At 50.5% G+C, this 22516-nt stretch carries 17 protein-coding genes; 11 read left to right on the top strand and 6 right to left on the bottom strand.

Features of this window, described 5'->3' with window-relative positions:
- On the bottom strand, nucleotides 1-363 hold a 363-nt coding region (locus NDI52_RS30080), incomplete at its 3' end, for a pirin family protein (protein ID WP_348256878.1).
- 152 nt (nucleotides 364-515) lie between these two features.
- On the opposite strand from NDI52_RS30080, the gene NDI52_RS30085 reads away from it, so the two are divergent.
- Nucleotides 516-1058, top strand: a complete 543-nt coding sequence (locus NDI52_RS30085) for a PadR family transcriptional regulator (RefSeq protein WP_190774933.1) — start codon at nucleotides 516-518, stop codon at nucleotides 1056-1058.
- Nucleotides 1059-1109: 51 nt separating this feature from the next.
- On the opposite strand, the gene NDI52_RS30090 is transcribed toward NDI52_RS30085, so the two are convergent.
- The 3 genes from NDI52_RS30090 to NDI52_RS30100 form a co-directional block, all read right to left on the bottom strand.
- Nucleotides 1110-2126, bottom strand: coding sequence for a formamidase (locus NDI52_RS30090; RefSeq protein ID WP_190774934.1), 1017 nt, complete (start codon nucleotides 2124-2126; stop codon nucleotides 1110-1112).
- 258 nt (nucleotides 2127-2384) lie between these two features.
- On the bottom strand, nucleotides 2385-3404 hold the full coding sequence (locus NDI52_RS30095; RefSeq protein WP_190789173.1) for an oligopeptide/dipeptide ABC transporter ATP-binding protein: 1020 nt from the start codon (nucleotides 3402-3404) through the stop codon (nucleotides 2385-2387).
- Between the two features lie 61 nt (nucleotides 3405-3465).
- A complete protein-coding gene (locus NDI52_RS30100; protein WP_190774936.1) occupies nucleotides 3466-4074 on the bottom strand; it encodes a TetR/AcrR family transcriptional regulator in 609 nt (202 codons plus the stop codon).
- Nucleotides 4075-4341: 267 nt separating this feature from the next.
- Here NDI52_RS30100 and NDI52_RS30105 point away from each other — a divergent pair, with 267 nt between their 5' ends.
- The 3 genes from NDI52_RS30105 to NDI52_RS30115 all read left to right on the top strand — a co-directional run bounded on the left by NDI52_RS30105 (nucleotide 4342) and on the right by NDI52_RS30115 (nucleotide 7489).
- Entirely contained in the window at nucleotides 4342-5541 is a 1200-nt protein-coding gene (locus NDI52_RS30105) for an ABC exporter membrane fusion protein (protein ID WP_190774937.1), read from the top strand.
- The gene (gene devC / locus NDI52_RS30110) at nucleotides 5538-6713 is read left to right on the top strand and encodes an ABC transporter permease DevC (RefSeq protein ID WP_190774938.1); all 1176 of its coding nucleotides are present in this window, start codon (nucleotides 5538-5540) and stop codon (nucleotides 6711-6713) included. Before NDI52_RS30105 ends, devC begins: the two co-directional genes overlap by 4 nt.
- 77 nt (nucleotides 6714-6790) lie before the next feature.
- Nucleotides 6791-7489, top strand: a complete 699-nt coding sequence (locus tag NDI52_RS30115; protein ID WP_190774939.1) for a DevA family ABC transporter ATP-binding protein — start codon at nucleotides 6791-6793, stop codon at nucleotides 7487-7489.
- A gap of 50 nt (nucleotides 7490-7539) precedes the next feature.
- Here NDI52_RS30115 and NDI52_RS30120 read toward each other — a convergent pair whose 3' ends face one another.
- The gene (locus NDI52_RS30120; RefSeq protein ID WP_190774940.1) at nucleotides 7540-8160 is read right to left on the bottom strand and encodes a hypothetical protein; all 621 of its coding nucleotides are present in this window, start codon (nucleotides 8158-8160) and stop codon (nucleotides 7540-7542) included.
- A gap of 636 nt (nucleotides 8161-8796) precedes the next feature.
- Between NDI52_RS30120 and NDI52_RS30125 the strand changes: the two genes are divergently transcribed.
- The 7 genes from NDI52_RS30125 to NDI52_RS30155 all read left to right on the top strand — a co-directional run bounded on the left by NDI52_RS30125 (nucleotide 8797) and on the right by NDI52_RS30155 (nucleotide 21066).
- Complete coding sequence (locus tag NDI52_RS30125) at nucleotides 8797-11451, top strand: PAS domain S-box protein (protein ID WP_199330924.1); 2655 nt, start codon at nucleotides 8797-8799, stop codon at nucleotides 11449-11451.
- Between the two features lie 414 nt (nucleotides 11452-11865).
- Nucleotides 11866-12501: a TetR/AcrR family transcriptional regulator C-terminal domain-containing protein gene (locus NDI52_RS30130; RefSeq protein ID WP_190774941.1), complete on the top strand. Its 636-nt coding sequence runs from the start codon at nucleotides 11866-11868 to the stop codon at nucleotides 12499-12501.
- 268 nt (nucleotides 12502-12769) lie between these two features.
- Nucleotides 12770-14125 carry an HlyD family efflux transporter periplasmic adaptor subunit gene (locus tag NDI52_RS30135; protein WP_242035562.1) on the top strand — a complete coding sequence of 452 codons (1356 nt, stop codon included), beginning with the start codon at nucleotides 12770-12772 and terminating at the stop codon, nucleotides 14123-14125.
- Nucleotides 14126-14134: 9 nt separating this feature from the next.
- A complete protein-coding gene (locus NDI52_RS30140; protein WP_190774942.1) occupies nucleotides 14135-16114 on the top strand; it encodes an ATP-binding cassette domain-containing protein in 1980 nt (659 codons plus the stop codon).
- A 120-nt stretch (nucleotides 16115-16234) separates the two neighbouring features.
- Nucleotides 16235-17368 (top strand): ABC transporter permease, encoded by a 1134-nt coding sequence (locus tag NDI52_RS30145; RefSeq protein WP_348256879.1) that lies wholly within the window; start codon nucleotides 16235-16237, stop codon nucleotides 17366-17368.
- A complete protein-coding gene (locus NDI52_RS30150) occupies nucleotides 17369-18643 on the top strand; it encodes an ABC transporter permease (protein ID WP_199330926.1) in 1275 nt (424 codons plus the stop codon). It abuts the gene before it with no gap.
- A 494-nt stretch (nucleotides 18644-19137) separates the two neighbouring features.
- A complete protein-coding gene (locus tag NDI52_RS30155; protein ID WP_190774944.1) occupies nucleotides 19138-21066 on the top strand; it encodes a response regulator in 1929 nt (642 codons plus the stop codon).
- Nucleotides 21067-21219: 153 nt separating this feature from the next.
- Here NDI52_RS30155 and NDI52_RS30160 read toward each other — a convergent pair whose 3' ends face one another.
- Nucleotides 21220-22515 (bottom strand): response regulator, encoded by a 1296-nt coding sequence (locus NDI52_RS30160; protein WP_190774945.1) that lies wholly within the window; start codon nucleotides 22513-22515, stop codon nucleotides 21220-21222.
- Nucleotide 22516: the final 1 nt, after the last annotated feature.

The following is a 22516-nucleotide window of genomic DNA, read 5'->3' on the forward strand; positions in this document are numbered from 1 at the left end:
AAAAAGAAAGTTCCAAAACCCGAACGGCAAAAAGACAAACCTCATGTCTCCACTGCTCGATTGCTGAGTGAATCGAAATCTAAAAAAGATAAAAAAGCACCTTGAAAGGGCTGCTTCGGAATCCTTATGCTCCAGGCGTCCATCTAAGATGTAGCTGACCGTTTCAAAGCCACGATGGGGATGGTCGGGCGCGCCTTTGGCTTGGCCGGGTTTAAGCACAATTGGCCCCAACTCATCCAGCAGAAGAAATGGGTCATAGTCTGAAAAGCTGCTTTTTGGGAAAGGGCGACGTACCAGAAAGCCTGCCCCTTCCAGGGTTTCGACGCTATTGATGATCCCGGCAACGGTGCGGAGTTGGGTCATATAGAGCGATGGGTAATGGTGAATGGGGATGGGACGTAAAGAATGAAAACGTTTACTTGCCCTATCCCATATCTGACTGATCATATAGTAGCATAGACTTATAATGATTTTAGCTATACGGTTGTCCCCCCTTAAGGAGCGGTTATCCGCCTATGTCTCTTGCGTATGTGATTCTTGGGCTTTTGCAGCAGCAGGAGCGCACGGGTTACGACCTGAAAACAGAATGCTTTAACCAATGCATTGCCCATCTGTGGTCGGCAGATCAGGCTCAGATTTATCGCACATTAGAAAAGTTAGAAGGGCAGGGGTGGATCGCCTGTACAGTGGAGATTCAGAGTGATCGCCCCAACCGCAAGGTCTATTGCATCACCAAGGCCGGTCAGACAGAACTCCAGCAATGGTTACAGACTCATCAGCCACCACCCATTCTACGGGAGCCGTTGTTGGTTCAACTTCACTTTGCGGCACAATTGCCAGATGACGCGATCGTGCAGTTGCTGGAGCAGGAGTTAGAAGCACGGCAGAGAAAACTGGAGGAGTGTGACGCGATCGCTCTTCCATCACTGACGACACCGGGCATTTCTCGGGAGCAGAAGATGCAGCGATTGGCTCTGGAGTTAGTCCAGCGGCGGGAACAGGCGTATGTTGAGTGGTTAAGGGGGGCGATCGCTACCCTTCAACATCAACCAGAATAGCGATTGAACGGAAGAACAATGTTCTTCCGTTCAACTTCATCGCACTCGAGTCTATTGAACCGTTTCAATGAGTGGCATGGGTTGATAGGTTCGAGTTGGCGCTGGGAAGCCGCAGGACGTGCCATCCTGATGAATTACTTCCTCTTCCCAGGGTAATTGGTAGCAGCCATTGATCAGATCTTGCATGTAGGTATAGGGGCAATCTTGTGCGCCGCCTTTCACAGCGACATATCCCCGGTGGGCAAACTGGTAGATGTTGTTTTCTACCCCCCAATGGCGACGCGCCTCTTGAACGAGTTTGGGACGTACTTCACCCGTAATAATTTCATTGGGGCGGCCATTTCCAAGAACGAGAGGTGTACCGTCAAAATTGACAATCATGCCCTCTCCCATAGAGTCGAAAGTGCCGTCACTGCCGCACATACAAACAGATGCCGTGTAGATCAGGTTACAGAAGGCATTGGACTGGTTCGTGATGTGCCAGGCATGGCGAATAGGAGCCGTGTACCCTGCTGTGCGAAGCATAATATCCGCACCTTTATAAGCGCATTCCCGCGCCATTTCCGGAAACATGCCATCGTGGCAGATAATTAGGGCCAGGGTGCTCCCATTCGGCCCTTCACAGACAGGAATGCCCAAATTTCCGGGTTCCCAAGGCTCAACAGGGACCCAGGGATGCAGCTTCCGATAGTACAGCTTCAATTCACCTTGATCATCTAGAATAATGCCGCTGTTGTAGGGGTTGCCGTGAGGATTGTATTCCATGATGGAGAAGCAACCCCAAATCCTATTATCTCGGCAGGCAGCGCTAAAGGCAGCTACTTCTGGACCATCCAGGCGACACATAATGTCGGGATTGGTATCCATAGATAGCCCGTGCAGAGAATACTCGGGAAAAACAACCAGATCCATGGAGGGCATATTGCGGCGTGCCTTGCCTACCAGAGAGCATACGTGTTGGGTTTGTTCAGCTAAATCATCGGGAGTAACAACGTTTGGTAACTGCAACTGAACTAAACCCAGCACAACTCCATCTGGAGATTTGTTAAGACCACCCAATCCACTCATGAGAACCCTCCCATTGATGAACAGCTTTTTTGAAACTGACTATACAAAGAGTTAACCAAATCCGCTGAGGGGCTTGTATCCACCATTACTTTTTAGACGCTGATGCCTTCTCAAAGAGCACAAATAAAACAACCGGTCATTCTTTTAGTGGGAGTGGTGACAAAGCTGACGCCCAATGTGAGGGGGGTGAGGTGCAGATGCACCCCACCCCCCTCACATTGGGTTTTCGGTTTCCGGGCAGATTCCAAATACACAGCTTTAAGGAACCATATGACAGGCTACATAGTGCCCGTGGCCGACATCTTGGAAGTTGGGTTCTGGTTCCTGACGGCACCTATCCTGAGCAAGAGGACAACGGGGATGAAAACGGCATCCCTGGGGCGGATTAGCGGGATTTGGGTGTTGACCTTGGAGCCTGGCTTGTTGTCGTCCTACTTCCATCAGGGGTCCTTGAATTGGCATGGTGGAGAGAAGGGCCTGGGTGTAGGGATGGAGGGGATTGGAGTAGAGGGTCGCGCGATCGGCCAGTTCAACAACTTTGCCAGCGTACATAACGGCAATGCGATCGGAAATATTGCGTACTACGCTGAGATCATGGGCAATGAATAGATAGGTTAAACCCAGTTCACTCTGAAGTTTTTGCAATAGGTTGATAATTTGAGCTTGCGTGGCAATGTCCAGGGTGGCCAGAGGTTCATCGCACACAATGAACTCCGGATTAACAGCCATAGCACGGGCGATCACGATACGTTGCCGTTGCCCGCTTGAAAACTCATAGGGGGTGCGGTACATGCACTCTGGATCAAGCCCTACCATTTCTAGTAATTGAACAATACGTTCCAGGCGGGTTAATCCGCCAACCACACCAAAATTATCCAATGGTTCACTTAAGAGGTCACCGATCGTCTTGTGTGGATTAAGGGTGCCATAGGGGTCCTGAAAGACCATTTGCATCCGCTGGCGCATGCCCAGAACGGCTTCCTCGTTTAATTGAGTTAAGTTGATATCTTCGAAATATACGTCACCCTGGGTTGGACGTATCATCTGAAGAATGGCCTGGGCCGTTGTCGTTTTGCCACTCCCAGATTCACCCACCAGTCCCAGAGTTTCACCCCGTTGAATATCGAAGCTGACACCATCTAGCGCTTTGATCGCGCCAATTTGACGCCGAAAGAATACTCCCCGATAAATGGGGAAATGAACGTTCAGGTTGCGAATCCTTAGCAGGGGTGCCGCCTGCTTGGGATAGCTAAGCGGATTCATCTGGAATAGCACCATAATGCGTAGCTCGAAAAAGGGGTGGAGATATATTATGACTCGTTATCTGAAAGGTGAGCGATTACTGGCTCGACTTGCTAGCAGTCACTAACTTTAGTAAACCGTCAAGCAGGCGATCGCGCTCTATCGGCATAATGTCTCCACTATGTAAAATGTCACGTACCATTACGAAGTGGATCAAGGTGGAAACAAATGATCGCGCTGCCACTTCGGGGTCCTCAATCTGAAGGTTAGGATGAGAACTGAGATAGTAGGTGAGGAAGTCAAGACTGGGTTTTTCGATATTCTGAACAAACGATCGAGCTAATTCAGGAAACCGGCCAGACTCACCAATAATAATGCGGAGAAATGTCAGAATTTGTGGATCGCTCGCCACATTGTCGAGCATTCTGCTGGCATATCGTCTTAAAAAGCTGCTCGGTTCCTCCTCAAAGGATTGAATTTTCTGCATTTGAAACAGTTCCTTTCGGGATGCCATGCGCCGAGTGAGCGCGGTGAATAGGGCTTCCTTATCTGGAAAATGCCGATAAACCGTTGCTTTAGATACTCCGGCGGCCGCCACAATGCGATCGATCCGGGCTCCTGCATAACCATGCTCTAAAAACTCTTGCACAGCACCATCCAGGATCGCTTCAGTTTTTTCAGGGGATAAGTCGCGGGAGGTGGCCATTGGAAGTAAATGGGGAATGGGTAGTGGCGCATTCAGGAAAGATGGGGCTGTGCAGCCTCAGAAGTTGCGGTTTACAAGAACTACGCCTTCTTGCATCCAACGAATTGGTCTCAATGTATTGAACTAGTAGCTTATTCACTCATTCACGCATCCACTGATTTACCCTTCGCCCATTGTACCCTTGACACCGCAAGACGAAACTGTTTAGTTTAGTTATATGCGAAACGAAACAGTTTCGTTTCGATCAATGCATACAGGAGTGTGCTGATGCTGCAAGATTTACGGGTCAATAGCTGGAAGGGGCGACAGTGGGCTGGAGTTGCAACGGTGGCTGTGGTGGTCGCTACAGGAGTTGGATATGGGGTTTGGCGATCGCAAATCCCCACCCACTCCGTTGCTCAGGCGGCCGAAGCTTCTCCGCCGCGTCCTATAACTGTGACGGCCTTAGGACGTTTAGAGCCGCAGGGTGAAGTGATTCAGTTATCGGCTCCGTCTAATAGCGGAAATCGCGTGGAGCAGGTGTTGGTGAAGGAGGGCGATCGCGTTCAGGCAGGGCAGGTAATCGCCATTCTGGATAATCGCGATCGCTTGCAGGCAGCCTATGAGCAGGCCCAGGAGAATGTGCGAGTAGCCGAGGCACAATTGGCTATTACCCGTGCGGGAGCAAAGCAGGGAGAAATTGACGCCCAACGGGCTGAAATAGATCGGTTGGAAGCGCAACGACAGGGCGATATTCGGGCTCAAGAAGCAACAGTGGCTCGGTTCATGGCAGAACTGCAAAATGCTGAAATTGACTTTAATCGCTATCAGGCGCTTTACCAGGAGGGGGCTGCCTCTGCTGTAGATTTGGATAGCCGACGGTTGGCGCTCGACACAGCCCGCCGTAGTGTAGAAGAAGCCAGAGCTGTGCTGATACGCATTCAATCCACAAGCCCTGCTCAGCTAAGCCAGGCTCGCGCAAGGCTGGAGCAAATTGCGGAGGTACGTCCTGTAGATGTGCAGGCAAAGCAAGCAGAAGTGAATCGGGCGATCGCCGCTATGCACCAGGCAAAGGCTGAACTGGATCAGGCTTACGTGCGAGTACCCGGAGACCCAGCGCAGTCGCCCGAAGAGTTTGAGGTGCTTGAAATTCACACCCATGCTGGTGAGGTGGTTTCTAGTCACGGTATTGCCGACATTGGAAAGACTCAGCGGATGTATGCGATCGCTGAAGTGTATCAAAGTGACATCAGTCGTGTAAAACCAGGACAAAGCGTTCGCATCACCAGTGACTCAATTTCTAGTGATTTATCGGGAACGGTAGAGCGCATTGACTCGGAAGTCAAACGGCAAACCACTGTGAATACAGATCCCAGCACAAATATTGATGCCCGGATTGTGGAAGTCCATATTGCGCTGGATGTTCCATCGAGCCAACGAGCAGCAAAATTTACCAACTTACAAATTACAGCGGTCATTGAGCAATGATATCCCTTCTTCAGCAATTACAACGGCGCACTCCCCTGGGATGGTTGCAATTGAGCCGAGAACGTAGCCGTTTGCTGGTTGCCCTTTCCGGTATTGCCTTTGCTGATGTCTTGATGTTTATGCAGTTGGGTTTTCAAAGTGCCCTATACGATAGCAACACGAAGCTCAGCCGTGCCCTCGATGCTGATATTGTATTGGTCAGCCCCCAGGCGCGGAACACACAAAACCTAAGCACGTTTTCTCGTCGCCGCTTGTATCAAGCCAATGATATTGAGGGTGTTCAATCGGCTGAACCGTTTTATTCCAACGTTATTACCTGGAAGCATCCTGACACCCGCAAAGAGGCATCCATCCAAGTCATCGCGTTCAATCCGGATCAATCCGCGTTGAACTTGCCGGAGGTCAATCAACAACTCGATCAGCTCAAATTGCCGGATCAGGTTTTGTTTGACCGCAATGCACGGGGCGACTATACGCAGGCGATCGCCCAGGTCGAACAGGGCCAACCCACCACGACAGAAATCGAGCGGCGTACTGTTACCATTGCGGGGTTATTCACACTCGGAGCATCTTTTGGAGCAGATGGCGTTCTGATTGCCAGTGATCAAACGTTCCTCCACTTCTTTCCCCGCAGGGAAGCGGCCAGTGTCAGTCTTGGTTTGATCAAAATTGAACCGGGCTATGATTCCGAGGCTGTTGCGGCTGAGCTTGACGCTTATTTGCCTGAAGATGTCAGAGTTCTCACCCACGAAGAATACATCGCGTTTGAAGAAGGCTACTGGAAAACTGAAAGCCCAATTGGCTTTATTTTTGGATTGGGTACCTCCATGGCCTTTGTTGTTGGGGTAGTCATTGTATATCAGGTGCTATCCACCGATGTGAATAGCCACTTAAAAGAGTACGCCACCTTTAAAGCCATGGGTTATCGCAATCAATACCTGTTGGCTATTGTTTTTGAGGAAGCCATCATTCTGGCTTTGCTTGGCTTTATTCCTGGCTTTGTTTTGCCGATTGGCCTGTATCGCGTCGCGGCACAGGCGACAGCTCTACCAATTTACATGAAATCATCGCGGGCAATCGCTGTTCTTGTTCTGACCATTCTGATGTGTGCCATTTCGGGGGCGATCGCGACTCGCAAATTACAATCTGCTGATCCAGCAGATATGTTTTAACGATTTTCTCAAGGTTTTATTCTTCGTGTGCTATGTGCATGAAAAATAGAACTTCAACCTAAATAAAGGAACTGCGTATGTCTCCTGTCATCTCTATCAGCCATCTCAATCATGTCTTCGGCCACGGCGAATTACGTAAACAAGTCTTGTTCGATATCAATTTAGAGATTAACGCTGGAGAAATTGTGATTATGACAGGGCCGTCCGGTTCCGGTAAAACTACATTACTCACTTTAGTTGGAGGGTTACGTTCAGCCCAGACTGGAAGTTTAGAGATATTGGGGCAGGAATTATGTGGGGCGAGTGCTACTGATTTAACATTGGCTCGGAGGAATAACGGATATATTTTTCAAGCCCATAACCTGCATAACAGTTTGACGGCTGTACAGAACGTCAAGATGGGGTTGGAGCTGCACAACTACCTATCCGTTGCAGAGATGCAGGCAAGAGCGACTGCGATGCTAGAACAGGTGGGATTGGGGCACCGGCTTGACTACTATCCAGATGATTTATCAGGAGGACAGAAGCAGCGGGTCGCGATCGCCCGCGCCCTAGTGAGCCACCCAAAAATCGTTTTAGCCGATGAGCCTACCGCAGCCCTGGATAGCAAATCAGGTCGGGACGTCGTGACGTTGATGCAAACTTTAGCCAAAGAACAAGGCTGTACAATTTTGCTGGTAACTCATGACAATCGAATCTTGGATGTGGCTGATCGGATTGTTCATATGGAAGATGGCAAGCTAGCGAATAATGCCGTTTTAAGCGGTATTGCATAACTTGAGCACCCTCTCACAAAAATAATTATGGGTTATTCAACACCCAATCCTTAGTAGCGCGAGTGTTGACTGACACAAGCTGCGCGAAAAAAGCTGTATAAAGCGACCATTTGAATAACGTGATACTGTACCTCCGGCTGAAGCCAGTTCGTCTCTGATTTGGAGAATAGGAGTGCCAGGATAGCCGCTGCTGATAACCCTACCCCAAGGACTGTCCATATCATCGTGGAGGCCCAAGATACCATCGTTGCCCGCTGTCGTAGCATCAACACAATGATCATCGAGACCAGATAGTCAACAACACTCCAGGCAAAACTCAGGTGGGCGATCGCAAACGATAAACTGATGCTAGCCTTGCACACGGCGATCGCCATGAGCCAATACCGCATAGGCCCCTTTAAAGTCTCCCAAGCCGTAGCAATGATCATCAGGCAACCTGCAATCCCCAGGCTAGCCACAACCCCCTGCCATAGCAAGACTTGCATCCGTAGCGACAGGGTATCCACAAAACCATGCACTGTGCCTCCGAAGGCTGCGGCCAAGCCCGTGCTGACAAAAGCAGCAGCCCAGAGCTGCCCAACGCGCCCTAACCAAACTAGCCTGAGGGCAAAGAAGGCCGCTTCAAGGACGATCACATAATCAGTCAGGGCAATAGCAGGGTTGGCAATCATTCCTCAAAACGGGTGGGGTTTGCACCACACTCTTATAACATCGAGAGGTGAACCGTAGGTACAAACTTGGGGTGATGGTGTTCATAGATACGGGTGATACCAGGCGATCGCAATATCGGAAGCCTCCATAGCCCCTTTGTCCTAAGGTAGATGGCTATGGCGATATCTTCCTCAAAGTTTCTTGATGCCTGTTTTATGGTTAGGACGAGCTTGCTTTGCAGGTCGGTATGTCTAGGTTCAATTGCTTAAATAAGTTATACCAAATCAATATGAAGCTGCGCAGAATGGTGTGGGACGCGTAGCGTCCCGCCACAGCTTCATATAAAACAGTATTAACGCTTGAACAGAGACTTTTTAATGAACTGAAAGTCTACTACCATAGAGATAAATCAGGAATTTAGTCTCTTTCCAAAAGCAGATTTTGCCCTACTGCAAAACAACCATGTTCAACTGCATCTGACTCAACAATGCTTTTTTAATATCCTTGTTGGGACAACGTTTCAGGTTTACTAAGCATTGAGAGAAGCTGGTCGAGCTACCTCATCCATTCAGTAACAAAACTGCTTTTAATGCCGCCAGCTGTTGACTTTGATTGTTTCGTTGTAACTTCTTTGCTAGAAGAAACTTTAAATGACTATGGTTCAATCCCGTGATGTCGCTATGGCGATATCCTCACTGTCCTCCTCCGAACGCAGTCAAGATATCCAGGCCGAAATTCAAGCTACTCTTGGGTTTGTTCCTACTTTCTTTAGTCCTGCGTTTGAAAGTTTATCTGTGCTAGAAAACCTCTGGCAGCAAACTCAGACGGCCTATTTGTTCAACCCGCTTCCTGCTTTATTCAAAGAAAAGCTATCAGCCTATCTGTCGCGCTTTTGTGCTGTTCCCTATTGCATGATCTGCCACAGTTGCTCGCTGTATGGATTGGGAATGCAAGCAGCAGCTGTTCTAGAGTTATTGGAAGCACCCCCACCCAGGGAAGCTGAGGTGGAACATCATTTGGCGGTGCTCGCTGCTCATGGTGAATCGCTACAGGCTTGGCCCTCCGATCTGGAGGTGGAGACCAGTGTTCTATACTGCGCAATTTTTATTGCATTACAGCCTGAGTCCAGTGAGCCACATCGAGCTATGCTACGACAGCTCCTGGGTGTCACTTATTATCATTACCTGGTAAGTTTTATTGCCTATGTTAAAACTTGCCATGTCTGGATGGAAAGCAACCCGGAGGTGGCATATCAGGACGATCGCCGGGTACAGGATTATTTTGCTAGCTTAACCGCAGATACCCCCGAATTGGCGGATTTCTTCATCAACTATTGGGAGCGGGTGCGACGCGATCGCCAAACGTGGGCCGAGCAGCAGGCCGAACTAGCCGAGCGTCAGCGGCATGAGCTTGCCCTGCGTCGGGTAGGTGAGGAGAATCGTTATTTGGGGCAGGCGATCGCAGCCGCTTCCGAGGGCATTCTCGTCACCGATCCCCACCAGCTCGATAATCCCGTCGTGTATGCGAATCCGGCTTTTCTGCGGATGACGGGGTACGAACTGAAAGAGGTCATTGGGCGTAATTGCCGTTTCCTGCAAGGGCCTGATACAGACTCTGTTAGTGTAGGGCTGCTCCGGCAGGCGATTCAAGAACAGCGAGAAGCCACAGTTACCCTATTGAATTACCGCAAAGATGGGCAACCTTTTTGGAACGAGTTGAAGATTTCTCCAGTGTTTTCGGAACGAGGGGAACTCATCTACTTCATTGGGTTGCAAACCGATGTGAGTGAACGCATACGTTCTGAAGAGTCCTTAAAGAAACAGGCGCAATTACTAGAGTTAGCCCACGATGCGATCATCGTTCGAGACATTGACGATCGCATTACATTTTGGAACCAGGGGGCAGAAAAAATCTACGGTTGGCCTCGAGAGCAAGCCTACGATCAAAATTCCCAGGTGCTATTAGAGACTCAATTTCCTAAACCCTTGGGAACAATCCAGGCTGAACTTCTGGCAAATAATTACTGGGAAGGGGAACTGCTCCATACCCGGCAGGATGGACAACAGCGCAGCATTGCCAGCCGTTGGGCGCTTCAGCGGGATAACGATGGTAAGCCAATTGCAATTCTTGAAATCAACAATGACATCACTGAGAAAAAAGCCTTGGAAGCACAGTTCTTCCGGGCTCAGCGGATGGAAAGTATTGGCACGCTGGCAGGTGGTATTGCCCACGATCTCAACAATATTCTCACGCCGATTTTGTCGTCAGCACAGCTTTTGCTAATGCACGCGATTGCCGATGAGAAAAAACAGCAGCAACTTTTGGAAACGATCCAGGCGAGTGCCCGTCGCGGGGGAGCGCTGATTAAACAAGTGCTGTCCTTTGCTCGCGGGGTGGAGGGTAAGCATACAGCATTGCAAGTGCGGCACTTGATTACCGAAATTCGGGAAATTGCCCATGAGACCTTTCCAAAATCCATTGATATGGAGATGGATATTGCCCCAGATTTATGGCTGGTCTCCGGTGAGGCAACGCAGCTCCATCAGGTGCTAATGAATCTCTGTGTGAACGCACGAGATGCGATGCCAGATGGTGGACGTCTGAGATTGAAAGCCGCCAACCTGCATATCGATGAGCAGTACACACGGATGAATCTGGATGCCCACGTAGGCCCTTATATTGTCTTGACCGTAACCGACACAGGCATGGGGATTGCTCCAGACATTCTGGAGCGGATTTTTGATCCCTTCTTCACCACGAAGGAACTGGGACGGGGAACGGGATTAGGACTCTCGACAGTGTTGGCCATTATCAAGGGGCACGGGGGCTTCATCGATGTCAGCAGTACGGTGGGCAAAGGAACGCAGTTCCGGGTATATCTACCGGCTGTTCATGTGGACGAATTAACTCCCGTACCTGAAGAAACCTTCAGTCCGGGTCAGGGCCAAATGATTTTGGTGGTCGATGATGAGGCAGCCATCCGTGAGGTTAGTCAGGCTTCTCTAGAAGCCTATAACTATCGGGTTTTAACAGCCAATGATGGGATTGAGGCGATCGCCCTCTACGCCCAACACAAAGAGGAGATCGAGCTGGTTCTCATTGACCTGATGATGCCTGTCATGGATGGGCCAACAACGATTCGAACCCTCCGCAAGATCAATCCGCAGGTAAAAATTGTCGCGGTGAGCGGGCTGCTCTCCAGTACCCACCTGCCCTCTATTGTGGGCACGGATCTCCATGCCTTTCTGCCCAAACCCTACACGGCGAAGGAGTTGGCGAAATGTCTGAGTGATGTTCTGAACGCGGGATAGGAAGAAGCAAACCCATCAGCAGTAATGGGACTTAGGAGATTTCCAGATAAGAACTTCCCCATTATTTGGAAAAAAGGCGCGGCTTCGCCGCGCCTTTTTTCCAAATAATGGGGATATTGTTTCTCAGAAATCTCCTTAGGCATTCTTGTTGTGTGTGATGTCCGTTATACATCACACACAACGGTAAGGTCGACCCGCTTCTCAGTCGTGCAATTGCGCTCAGAGCAAAACAACCTACTATAGCCCTGTGCGGGTTGATTAAGTACGGTGGTGTGAGGCGCTCCGTGCCTCACACCACCGTTGCCGTCCTTAACGCACTTGCATATTGCTCTAAAGCAGAATTTGGGGGTAGTGGAATGTGGAAGAGGTGTTACTATAAACCCATCTTCATTGATTAATCAGTCAATAAACTCCATGCCATCGCGAGACGATCAGGATTTTGAGGATAAGCGCCAGCAGATTATTGATGGGGCGTTGCAGGTTTTTGCTCAAAAAGGCTTTGAGAAGGCGACCAACAAGGATATTGCGATCGCCGCTAACATCGGCTCTCCTGGCCTGATCTATCACTACTTCAAAGACAAGGCCGATCTGTTTCGACAGGTGCTTGAGCAACGGATGCCGCTGCTACAACTGCTGAGCCACAATGACGAAGACATGATGGGTAAGCCTCCCCGAGAAGTCTTGCTGGTCTTTGGCAATGCCTTTCTGCGAGCCCTGGAGAACCCGACCTCCAATGCCTTAATGCGCCTTGTACTGAGTGAGGCGATTCGGCAGCCGATTGTAGGAGAACTGTTGAATAGTATCGGCCCCAGTCGCTCTATCGGCTTCTTGACCCGCTACATTGAACGGCAAATTGCCGCAGGCACGTTTAAACCCTTGAACCCAAATGCAGCAGCTCGTTGTTTTATGGGCTCGTTGGTTGCCTATGCACTCACACGACACGTGTTTCATCAACCCGATGCTCAAGAACTTAGCCCTGACATGATGGTAGCTACAGCCGTTGAGGTATTTCTGCAAGGCATCCAATTCCCCGCTGTAGAATCTGTTTGACACAGTTGCCATCTCTAGACACAACCGCCTCAGGCAGATTCGTCAACCTGATCTGCCTGGTCTTATGTTTAATGGCAACCACCTACTGATATCATGCCGGGTTAAATACCGATGATAAAAGTGGTGCGGCGCAAAGTGCTGCACCACTTTTATCATCGGTATTTAACCTTACTTGTTATGAGTGCTATACAGCCGTAGACAAAGCGTCACTTTTTTTAATGATTGTTGATTGACTAATCAATTAAAATTCTGTTAGATAACGCAGCTATTGGTCCAACTCCTCGTTCGTATCCATGTCTGCGATCGCATCTCCATTCGAGGAACGGCACCTATGACCCAATCCTTTGATTCGTCTGATAGTTCCCCTCCAACTAATACGTTGCCACTGGAAACCCGATCGCCTGGACATAGCGAGTCCTCTGTTCCTGAGCATGCTCCACCGCCACAAAAGCCCCGGCGAGGTATCCCTAAACCTGTGAGAATATTGGGGGCGATCGCGCTCCTGGCAGGGCTGGGCTTTGGGATTTATCGTCTGTTCTTCTATGAACCTGAACCCGATGGCTTGTTTTTGAGCGGGCGAATTGAGGGATACGAAACCGATATTTCGGCAAAGACGGGGGGACAGGTTGAGGCTGTTTTGGTGCGAGAAGGGGAACGGGTAGAGACGGGGAAGTTACTGATTGAGTTGGATGAGGCCGAATTGCAGGCTCAGCTGGAGGGAGCGATCGCCCGCGTAGAAGCGGCCCAGAATCGCCTGGAGCGCGCCCAACAACAAATTCCTGTATTGCAGGCACAGGCGCAGGCAGCTCGACTTCAACAGGCGCAAGCGGGGCAGCAAAGTCAGGGGCAGGTCACAGAGGCACAAAATCAAGTCGCGGTGGCTCAGGCCGAGTTGGCAGCGGCTCAGGAGCGGTTGCAACTGGCCCAGGTGGAGCAACGGCGGTATAGCCAATTGTTTGCGGAGGGGGCAGCTTCCGCACAACGGCTGGATGAGGAGAATCAACAATTGGGGGTGGCTCAGGCCGAGGTTCGCGCCGCCCAACAGCGGGTGCAGGCCGCAACGGCGCAATTAACCCAGGCTCAGGCAGGAGAGCAAAACTCCCCCATTCGCGCAGCGGAAGTTTTGCAGATTGAACGGCAGATTGCCCAGGCCGAAACGGAAGTGGCGATCGCCCAACGCGACATTCGCAGTGCTCAGGCCGAACAGGCTCGCATTCAAGCCAATTTAGATGATCTGACCATTCGCAGCCCTGCTTCGGGCACCATCATTACCCGTCTGGCGGAACCGGGGGAAGTGGTAGCGGCAGGTGCGCCCCTTCTGACGCTGGTAGATACGGATGGCCTGTACCTGCGTGGCTTTATCCCGGAGGGGGAGATTGGTCGTGTGCAGATTGGGCAACAGGCTCACGTGTATCTCGACTCATTCCCCGATCGCCCACTGGACGCTACCGTAAGCCGCATCGACCCCGAAGCGAGTTTTACACCTGAAAACACTTATTTTAAGGACGACCGAGTAACCCAGGTATTCGGGGTGGAATTGACCATCGAGAACCCTCAGGGTTTAGCGAAGCAGGGAATGCCTGCCGACGGCCGAATTCTAATTCCAGAAAACCTGGCAGAGTGAGAGTTTCTTATGACACAGACCCTCTCAGCTTCAGCCTACCGTCGTCCACCAGAAGCGCCCATTATCTCAATTCGTGACTTGCACCATCGCTATGGCAAGCAAGGGGTGGAGGCGATCGCCACCCTCAATCTAGACATTTACCCTGGCGAAATCTTTGGGCTTATTGGCCCAGATGGGGCCGGAAAAACGACGACGTTTCAAATCCTTTCTGGAGTGATGACGCAGACGGCGGGAGAGGTAGACGTGCTGGGGGAAAATCCTCGCGATGCCCGGTTGCAAATTGGTTACTTAACGCAGCGCTTTAGTCTGTATCAGGACCTGAGTGTATGGGAGAACCTGCGGTACACAGCAGGATTACATGAGGTGAGCGATCGCGATTTAGAAACCCGTGGGAATCATTACTTATCGTTGCTGGATCTGGACCGATTTAAAGATCGCCTGGCTGGTCGGTTATCCGGTGGGATGAAGCAAAAACTCGCACTGTGTTGCACACTGGTACACCAACCGCGCATTTTATTACTGGATGAACCCACAACAGGGGTTGATCCGGTATCCCGCCGCGAATTTTGGGATATTTTAGTACAACTGGCGGCCTCGGAAGGCATGACAACGGTGGTCGCAACACCTTACCTGGATGAAGCGGAACGATGCTCACGCATTGCGCTGATGTATGCAGGCAGGATTCAACAATGCGATACGGTTGCCCAGATAAAAGCCAGTTTAGGCGTGCAACGACTGGAAGTCTATTTGCCTGTCGCACAGTTAGATCGGGCAGAAGATGTACTTCATCAGAATGCAGATGTGCAGGATACGATCGCGGATGTGCAACGGTTTGGCGATCGCCTCGATGTTCTCACCGCACAACCCCGGCAAACGGCGGAGGGGATTCGCCGTATCCTGACGCAACACGAAATTTTGGTTGAGGCCATTGAACAGGATTCACCGACCCTAGAAAACACATTTGTCTCACGTCTGCGCACGCTGAAAGGCGAAGGCTCATCGGGAGACTATCCCCGGATTTATTCAATCGAGCGATCCGTTGGAACAGCGATCGGGGCAAGAAATCTGAATCGTACGTTTGGTGATTTCCACGCCGTTAAAGACATCCAACTTGACATTCAATACGGTGAAGTGTTTGGTCTGCTCGGTGCTAATGGGGCTGGGAAAACCACCACCATTAAAATGCTCTGCGGATTACTGCCCGTCACTTCTGGAACCGTCATGTTAGCGGGAGAATCTGGTGAGTTACGAAGTCGTGCGGTGCGTCAACAGATTGGCTACATGTCCCAAAAATTCACGCTGTACGATGACTTGACTATCGACGAAAACCTGGAGTTTTACTGCGGGGTATACGGCATTCCCCAACGTCATCGCCGTGCCAAGAAAGATTGGGTATTGCGCATCAGCGATCTGACGGGACAGGCAGATCGGATGACGGCTGACCTTCCCGGTGGCTGGAAACAACGGGTCGCCTTTGGGGCCGCTGTCATACACGAACCGCGTATTGTCTTTTTAGATGAACCGACCTCCGGTGTAGACCCCCTGGCCCGTCGCCAGTTTTGGCGCTGGATTAACGAATTCGCGCGGCAAGGCATGGCCATTCTCGTCACCACCCACTATCTGGAAGAAGCAGAGCAATGTCACCGTCTGGGCTTTATGGTTGCCGGAGAACTGGTCGCTCAGGGGACACCCCGTCAGGTGAAGGCCGAGCAACCGGGACAATTGGTGGAATGGGAGTGCGAGCCGTTACAGCAGGCATCCGATGTGTTGAAACAACGGCTAGAACGCTGGCGAGTATCCATTTTTGGTTCTCGACTGCACACGGTTTTAGAACACCCAGAACGCTATATTTCTCACATTGAGGAACACCTGCGGGCAGTAGGAGTGCAGGTGCGGGGGCATCGGGCGATCGCCTTCTCCCTGGAGGATGTGTTTATTAGCGTGGTAGAGCAGGCACGGAGACGGGGGTTGGAGGTGTCGGATGAGTAGTGCCGTATTCAGCGTTGTGCTACGAGGCCGTATAGGGTCTGTTTTGGTTGTTTTTTCGGGCGCTTCGCGCCCGAAAAAACAACCAAAACAGACTCCAGCCAATAATTGGGAGGGTTGGTGATGGTAGTTCGTTCTACAGTCCGGGTTAAACGAATTGTGGCACAGGTGATTAAGGAACTGTCGCAGTTGGGGCGCGATCGCCTGACGCTGGTTTTGGCGTTGGGGTTACCTTTAGCGTTGCTGCTGCTGTTTGGCTTTTCTACGTCGTTGGATGTGAATGCCCTCAACATTGCCATTCAAGATTTGGATAATACGCGCTTTAGCCGAGAATATATTGCTACGTTTGAGCGTACTCAAAAGTTTCAAATTGTTGCTCAGGGGCCAGTTGTCAATCTTCCAGCATTGCTCAACCGGGGCAGCATTGCTGCCGGGCTCGTCATCCCACCCGATTTCTCGCGTGACCTGCAACTGCGGGGTCGTGAGGCTGACGTGCAGATTCTCATTGATGGCACCGATGCCAATACGGCAAATACCTCTCGGGGCTATGTGCAGGCGACGACGAACGCATTTGTGCAGTCCCTCAATCCCAACCAATCCGCTCCCGCTGTGGAGGTGCAGACGCGGCTCTGGTTTAACCCAGGGTTAAATACATTGCAATACATTGGGCCAGGGGCGATCGCCATTACGGTTACCCTATTTCCTGCACTTCTGGCAGGTCTGGCTATGGCCCGAGAACAGGAGCAGGGCACCATTTTGCAGGTCTATGCCTCCAGCCTGACGGGGATGGAATATCTGTTGGGAAAAGCCCTGGCCTTCTGGCTGGTTGGCATGGCAGAGGTGTTGCTCGTCAACGTGGAAGCCTGGGTGACCATGGGCCTCTGGTTTGCCGGAGACCCCACTCCTGTGATTTTGGGTTCCATGCTCTATATCGCTTGTGGAGTATTTTGGGGGATTTTTTTGGGAGCAGGAATTTCCAAACAAAGTGCTGTAATTCAGGCCGTCTCTTTTACAGTGTTTCTGCTATCACTACAGTTCTCTGGCTACATCTACCCAGTATCGAATATTCCAGTGGCGTTGCGGTGGTTATCCAATGTTGTTCCGGCACGGCACTACATTATCTTGACTCGCGACGCCTTTACGCGAGGCGTCGGGTGGCTGAGTGTATGGGGAGCCGTGATGGCTCTTCTGCTACTGACAAGTCTGACATTTCTATTGGCCTGGCGACGAGTTCGTAATATGCAGGTGGGGTCTTAAATGGCTATGCGCGATCGCCTCAATACTTTTTTAGAAAGCCGCTTCTGGACGCTCTTCCGTAAAGAAGTCAATCAAATTCGCCACAATCGGCAACTGCTGATTCAACTCCTGGTACCCCCAACCGTATTCCTGATTCTGTTCGGGTTGGCCTTGAATCCCACCTTTGAGAACTTGCGGGTGGGCATCACCGACTATAGCCAGAGCCGTGCTTCCCGTGAGCTGATCGAGGTGTTCGGCCAAACCGATGCGTTTGTCATCGATCACTACTACGCCCGTCAAGCCGACATGTTGGAGGATTTGGCAAGGGGAAACCTCACGGTTGCTGTCACCATCCCGCCCGACTTTGAACGGAATTTGAGCCAGGGGCGCACAGCTGAAGTGCAGGCAATTTTCGATGCGGTTGATGCAAACACGGCAAATGTGGCGTCAGGATACTTGAATCAGTTGATGAATGCTTACAACCGCGATCGCTTGCAACTAGCCACCCAACAACGAGGGAGTGGTGCCACTCTATCTATCCAGCCCGATAACTCAACAGGTGCCAGTGATTCATCGGACGCAAGTAATACGACATCAGGTACGCAGCAAACAATTGGATCAATTTCAAATTCCAGGGTTCCATCCTCTCAGCGGCGAGTAACAGTACATACCACCGTATTCTACAACCCTGGCTTACAAGCCTCCTGGTTTATCGTACCCGGAACCATCGGCATTCTCATGACTGTGTTGGGCTCTCAGGCCGCTGCCTCCCGCGTCGTCAGTGAAAAGGAAGCAGGCACCATCGAACAGTTGATGATGACGCCTGCATCTAACACCGAAATCATCATGGCGAAAATTGCACCGTTGCTCGTGCTATTAACGTGTGATGCAATGATTGCCGTTTTGATTGGTCGCATTATTTTTGGCATGCCATTCCGAGGTAGTTTTTTCCTCTTCATTGCCATCTCGGTGTTGTATTTCTTCGTTGGCATTAGTATCGGCATTATGATTGCTACTTATGCCAAAAGTGAACAACAGGCTCAACTCACAACCTTTTTTATCAATCCTCCCCTCGTATTACTCTCCGGCGCTAATACACCGATCGCTGCCATGCCCACTTTCTTTCAATGGCTGACCTATCTCGACCCCATGCGCTATTACATCGAAGTATGTCGAGGCATCCTTTTGAAAGGTGTAGGATTGGGAGCACTATGGTCGCAGGTGTTGATATTGTGTGTGTTTGCGATCGCCCTTACAGGCTTAAGCGTCCGTCAATTTCGTCGCCAACTTAGCTAATGGGATAGACGTCCTAAAGCTAGCGGTTGTAAAGGTGTGGGTGTGGTGAAAGGGACACAAAGTGTTTCTTTCACCACACCCATAGGATTGAAGCAGAAGCTACCTCCTGGATGCACAAGTTTTAATTAACTAGTACGCTGAGGCAGAAATCCATCACCTATGTTTTATGTGGGGTGCTTCGCACCCCACATAAAACATAGGTTGCGAACTTAGGCCGCAGCCTACTAGTAAACGACAGAAATCAACCTATGTTTGAAGGTGGAGAAGATTTCGTACACGAAAAAACAACTTTTAGAACAGGCCCTAGAATCTTGGCTACAATTCTTAAAGTCTTGCTGAGGGAATCCAGGAAGTTTATTTTAGAAGACAGTTGGCAAGCTCAGGAGAAAACTGATGCCTTGCATATACGTATCTGAGAAACCAACGCTTTTAAGAGAAAATTAAACGATGTTGAATAGGGAAGCTTTAAAGAAATCTATAGAGCGGCAGGTAAAATGAAAATTTTATTAGTAGAAGATGATGAACCAACGGCTAACTTGTTGGTAAAAACATTAGTCAGCCATGGGTACACTGTCGATCTAGCTTCCGACGGCTTGGCGGCAATGGAACTCGCCACTTCCTTTAGCTATGACTTAATTCTCCTGGACGTCTGTATTCCTAGGCTAGATGGCATTCGCTTCTGCCGCCAAATTCGTTCGAAGGGCTACGAAAAGCCTATCTTATTGCTGACTGCCAAAGATTCAACGACTGACCTGGTAGCTGGCCTGGATGCGGGTGCTGATGATTATGTGACAAAACCTTATAAGACTGCGGAACTCCTTGCCCGCATTCGGGCTCTGCTACGCCGTCGTGATACTGGCATTGCCCCTACCTTACTGGAGTGGGGACACCTGAGACTGAACCCAGTTTCCGCTGAAGTGCTGTATAAGGAACATGCCATAACTCTTACCACTAAAGAGTTTAACCTACTTGAGTTATTCCTCAATAACCCTCAGCGGGTCTTCAACCGAAGCGCAATTATCGATCGCCTCTGGTCGCTGACAGCTTCTCCCGGCGAGGCTACCGTAACGAACCTGATCAAAAACTTGCGACAGAAGTTGAAGTCAGCCGGAATGGTTGAGGATTTGCTGGAAACCATTTACGGCATGGGATATCGCCTCAAGAACCCTCCTCAAAGTGCCACAACCAATAACCCAACTAGCCTCTTAGAAGATGCCAAGGGCAATGAGGAGCAAGAGCTTTCTGGCCACGCTTCCCAGAACTTAGACATAAAAATGGCAGCGGTCAATCGTGTATTGGACGATTTGCGGGGGAAAGTTCTCGCACGAGTGGCCCCCCTGGAACAGCTAGAGCAGTTGTTGCAGCAGGGGCAGGCAAATGCCCAATTGCTACAGAAAATGGCTGAGGAGGCTCACAAACTCGTGGGTAGCCTGGGGATGCTTGGCTACCCACGAGGTTCAGAAATAGCCCGCAACATTGAACACTCACTTCAGGGACAGACAACCCTCGATCCCCAGGATTATCACCAGCTGGCGCAGCGGATGCATGAGTTGAAGCAGGCACTTACTCAACCAGTGGCTGCCGCTGAACGAGTTACCCCATCCGCTCCTGTGCCTGAGGTGGCCCTATCCCAGGTGTTACTCATGGGTGGAGATATGGCCTTGCTGCAAGAACTGCAACAGAATGCGATCGCCTGGGGGCTCCACTTCACCCTAGCCGATGAAGCAGTCATGGCCCAACCCCATCTTTCCCTCAGCCAGAACCCACCCGATTTAATTCTGATCAATTTGGCTACCCATCTTGATCAGCAGTTTTTGTCAAACCTGACCACCCAGTTTCCATCCATTCCCCTGTTAGTGCTGACCGAGCAGAATGATCTCGATAGCCGGGTCATGTTATCGCGGTTAGGAATTCAGCGCTATTTGCATAAACCAACAGTATCTGTGGCCCAAATTTTTGAGGCGATCGCCCAGAGCCTCATCCGCTCTACGGCTGACGCTGGGCAGGTGCTGATCGTTGATGATGACCCTGTTGTGCTAGTCGGGTTGCAGAAGATCCTCCAACCCTGGGGGCTGAAGGTGACAACCTTGCAAGACCCTGCGCAATTTTGGGAGCAATTAATGGCGACCCAGCCCGATCTGCTACTGCTTGACCTGGAAATGCCCACGTTTAGCGGGATAGATCTGTGCCATGTGGTGCGGCAAGACCCACAGTGGGGAGATTTGCCTATTCTCGTCGTGACGGCCCATACAGATACAGAGTCACTGCAACAGGTATTTGCAGCGGGTGCAGACGACTTTATCCGTAAGCCCGTTTTTGAACCCGAGTTGATCACCCGAGTGATGAGCCGGATCAACCGCTCCCGGTTGCAGTTGCCTACTTCAAAATTCCGCTCCAAATTACAGCGCTTTTCAAGCGCTTAAAATCTGGTTGTTTTTGTGAGAGCCGCGCGGAGCGCGGCTCTCACAAAAACAACCGTGGCTACTCAAGCGCAAAACGCTGTAATCAACCCGAGTTCGAGCTAAGGGCATTTTCGAGTGCCACACGATGTACATACAAGAGTCAGGCTCGTTCAGCTACGATGGCTGGCGGATAGGAATTTGAATGACAAACTCAGTGCCTTGTCCTGGTTCCGAAATGCAGTCCAGCTTGCCCTGATGCTTTTCAGTAATAATTTGATAGCTAATTGACATTCCCATACCTGTACCTTTGCCAACAGGTTTTGTAGTAAAGAAGGGGTCAAAAATACGGGGCTGAATGTCAGGGGGAATTCCTGGACCGTTATCAGCGATCGCGATCTGCACCCACTGACGTCCCAAGGTAGAAGTTCGAATCGTCAGCTGACCCTGATTGACTCGGTTTTCCTGGTAAGTTCGCTTCATGCTTACTTCTTCCAATGCATCCAGCGCGTTCACCAGAATATTCATAAATACCTGATTTAGCGATCCGGCATGGCATTCCACCAGGGGTAACTCACCGTAGTCTCGAATCACTTGCACTTCAGGGCATTCCGATCTTCCCTTCAGTCGGTGTTGCAGAATCAGCAGCGTACTATTGATGCCTTCATGAATATCTACAGCTTTACAGTCGGCCTCATCTAGCCGAGAAAAATTGCGGAGCGATCGCACAATCTCACAGATGCGATGCGTTCCAATTTTCATGGACGTGATCGTCTTCGGTAAATCCGCTTGAATAAACTCTAACTCCAGGGCATCGGCGGCTTCTTGCAGTTCGGGAGCCGTGTTAGCACTGTGCTTTTGATATAGCTGTATAAATGACAATAGGTCATTCGCATAGTCCTCTACATGGTTCAGATTGCCATGAATAAAATTAACCGGGTTATTAATTTCATGAGCTACACCTGCGACTAATTGCCCCAATACGGCCATCTTTTCCGACTGCACCAGTTGCACCTGAGATTGTTGCACCTGACTTAGAGCTGCTTTCAGTTGAGCGGTGCGTTGTTCAACCTGGTGTTCCAAGGTTTGATGCAAATGGCGAAGCTTGAGGTGAGTCGTGACTCGGGCAATCAGTTCTGCTTCCTGGAAGGGTTTGGTGACGTAATCCACCGCCCCTAGATTAAAGCCTTTCACCTTGTCGGTTGGATCAGACAGGGCAGTCATAAAAATGACTGGGATATCACAGGTCGCTGCGGCTGTTTTCAGTCGGCAACAGGTTTCAAAGCCATCAATACCCGGCATCATGACATCCAGCAAAATTAAATCTGGCTGACTGATGGTGGCCTGTCGGATGGCGCGTTCTCCGTCAGTAGCGATCGCCACCTCAAACCCAGCATCGCCCAGAGCCTCGGCCACTACTTCTAGATTGGCTGGCGTGTCATCAACCACCAAAATCAACTGAGTCTCTTTCATG

This window comes from Leptolyngbya sp. PL-A3 (assembly GCF_039962325.1).
GTDB lineage: Bacteria > Cyanobacteriota > Cyanobacteriia > Elainellales > Elainellaceae > Vacuolonema.

Excerpts from the sequence above, each read along its gene's own strand:
- NDI52_RS30085 (WP_190774933.1), top strand. The coding sequence starts at position 516 with ATGTCTCTTGCGTATGTGATTCTTGGGCTTTTGCAGCAGCAGGAGCGC.
- NDI52_RS30090 (WP_190774934.1), bottom strand. The coding sequence starts at position 2,126 with ATGAGTGGATTGGGTGGTCTTAACAAATCTCCAGATGGAGTTGTGCTG.
- NDI52_RS30095 (WP_190789173.1), bottom strand. The coding sequence starts at position 3,404 with ATGGTGCTATTCCAGATGAATCCGCTTAGCTATCCCAAGCAGGCGGCA.
- NDI52_RS30100 (WP_190774936.1), bottom strand. The coding sequence starts at position 4,074 with ATGGCCACCTCCCGCGACTTATCCCCTGAAAAAACTGAAGCGATCCTG.
- NDI52_RS30105 (WP_190774937.1), top strand. The coding sequence starts at position 4,342 with ATGCTGCAAGATTTACGGGTCAATAGCTGGAAGGGGCGACAGTGGGCT.
- devC (WP_190774938.1), top strand. The coding sequence starts at position 5,538 with ATGATATCCCTTCTTCAGCAATTACAACGGCGCACTCCCCTGGGATGG.
- NDI52_RS30115 (WP_190774939.1), top strand. The coding sequence starts at position 6,791 with ATGTCTCCTGTCATCTCTATCAGCCATCTCAATCATGTCTTCGGCCAC.
- NDI52_RS30120 (WP_190774940.1), bottom strand. The coding sequence starts at position 8,160 with ATGATTGCCAACCCTGCTATTGCCCTGACTGATTATGTGATCGTCCTT.
- NDI52_RS30125 (WP_199330924.1), top strand. The coding sequence starts at position 8,797 with ATGGTTCAATCCCGTGATGTCGCTATGGCGATATCCTCACTGTCCTCC.
- NDI52_RS30130 (WP_190774941.1), top strand. The coding sequence starts at position 11,866 with ATGCCATCGCGAGACGATCAGGATTTTGAGGATAAGCGCCAGCAGATT.
- NDI52_RS30140 (WP_190774942.1), top strand. The coding sequence starts at position 14,135 with ATGACACAGACCCTCTCAGCTTCAGCCTACCGTCGTCCACCAGAAGCG.
- NDI52_RS30145 (WP_348256879.1), top strand. The coding sequence starts at position 16,235 with ATGGTAGTTCGTTCTACAGTCCGGGTTAAACGAATTGTGGCACAGGTG.
- NDI52_RS30150 (WP_199330926.1), top strand. The coding sequence starts at position 17,369 with ATGGCTATGCGCGATCGCCTCAATACTTTTTTAGAAAGCCGCTTCTGG.
- NDI52_RS30155 (WP_190774944.1), top strand. The coding sequence starts at position 19,138 with ATGAAAATTTTATTAGTAGAAGATGATGAACCAACGGCTAACTTGTTG.
- NDI52_RS30160 (WP_190774945.1), bottom strand. The coding sequence starts at position 22,515 with ATGAAAGAGACTCAGTTGATTTTGGTGGTTGATGACACGCCAGCCAAT.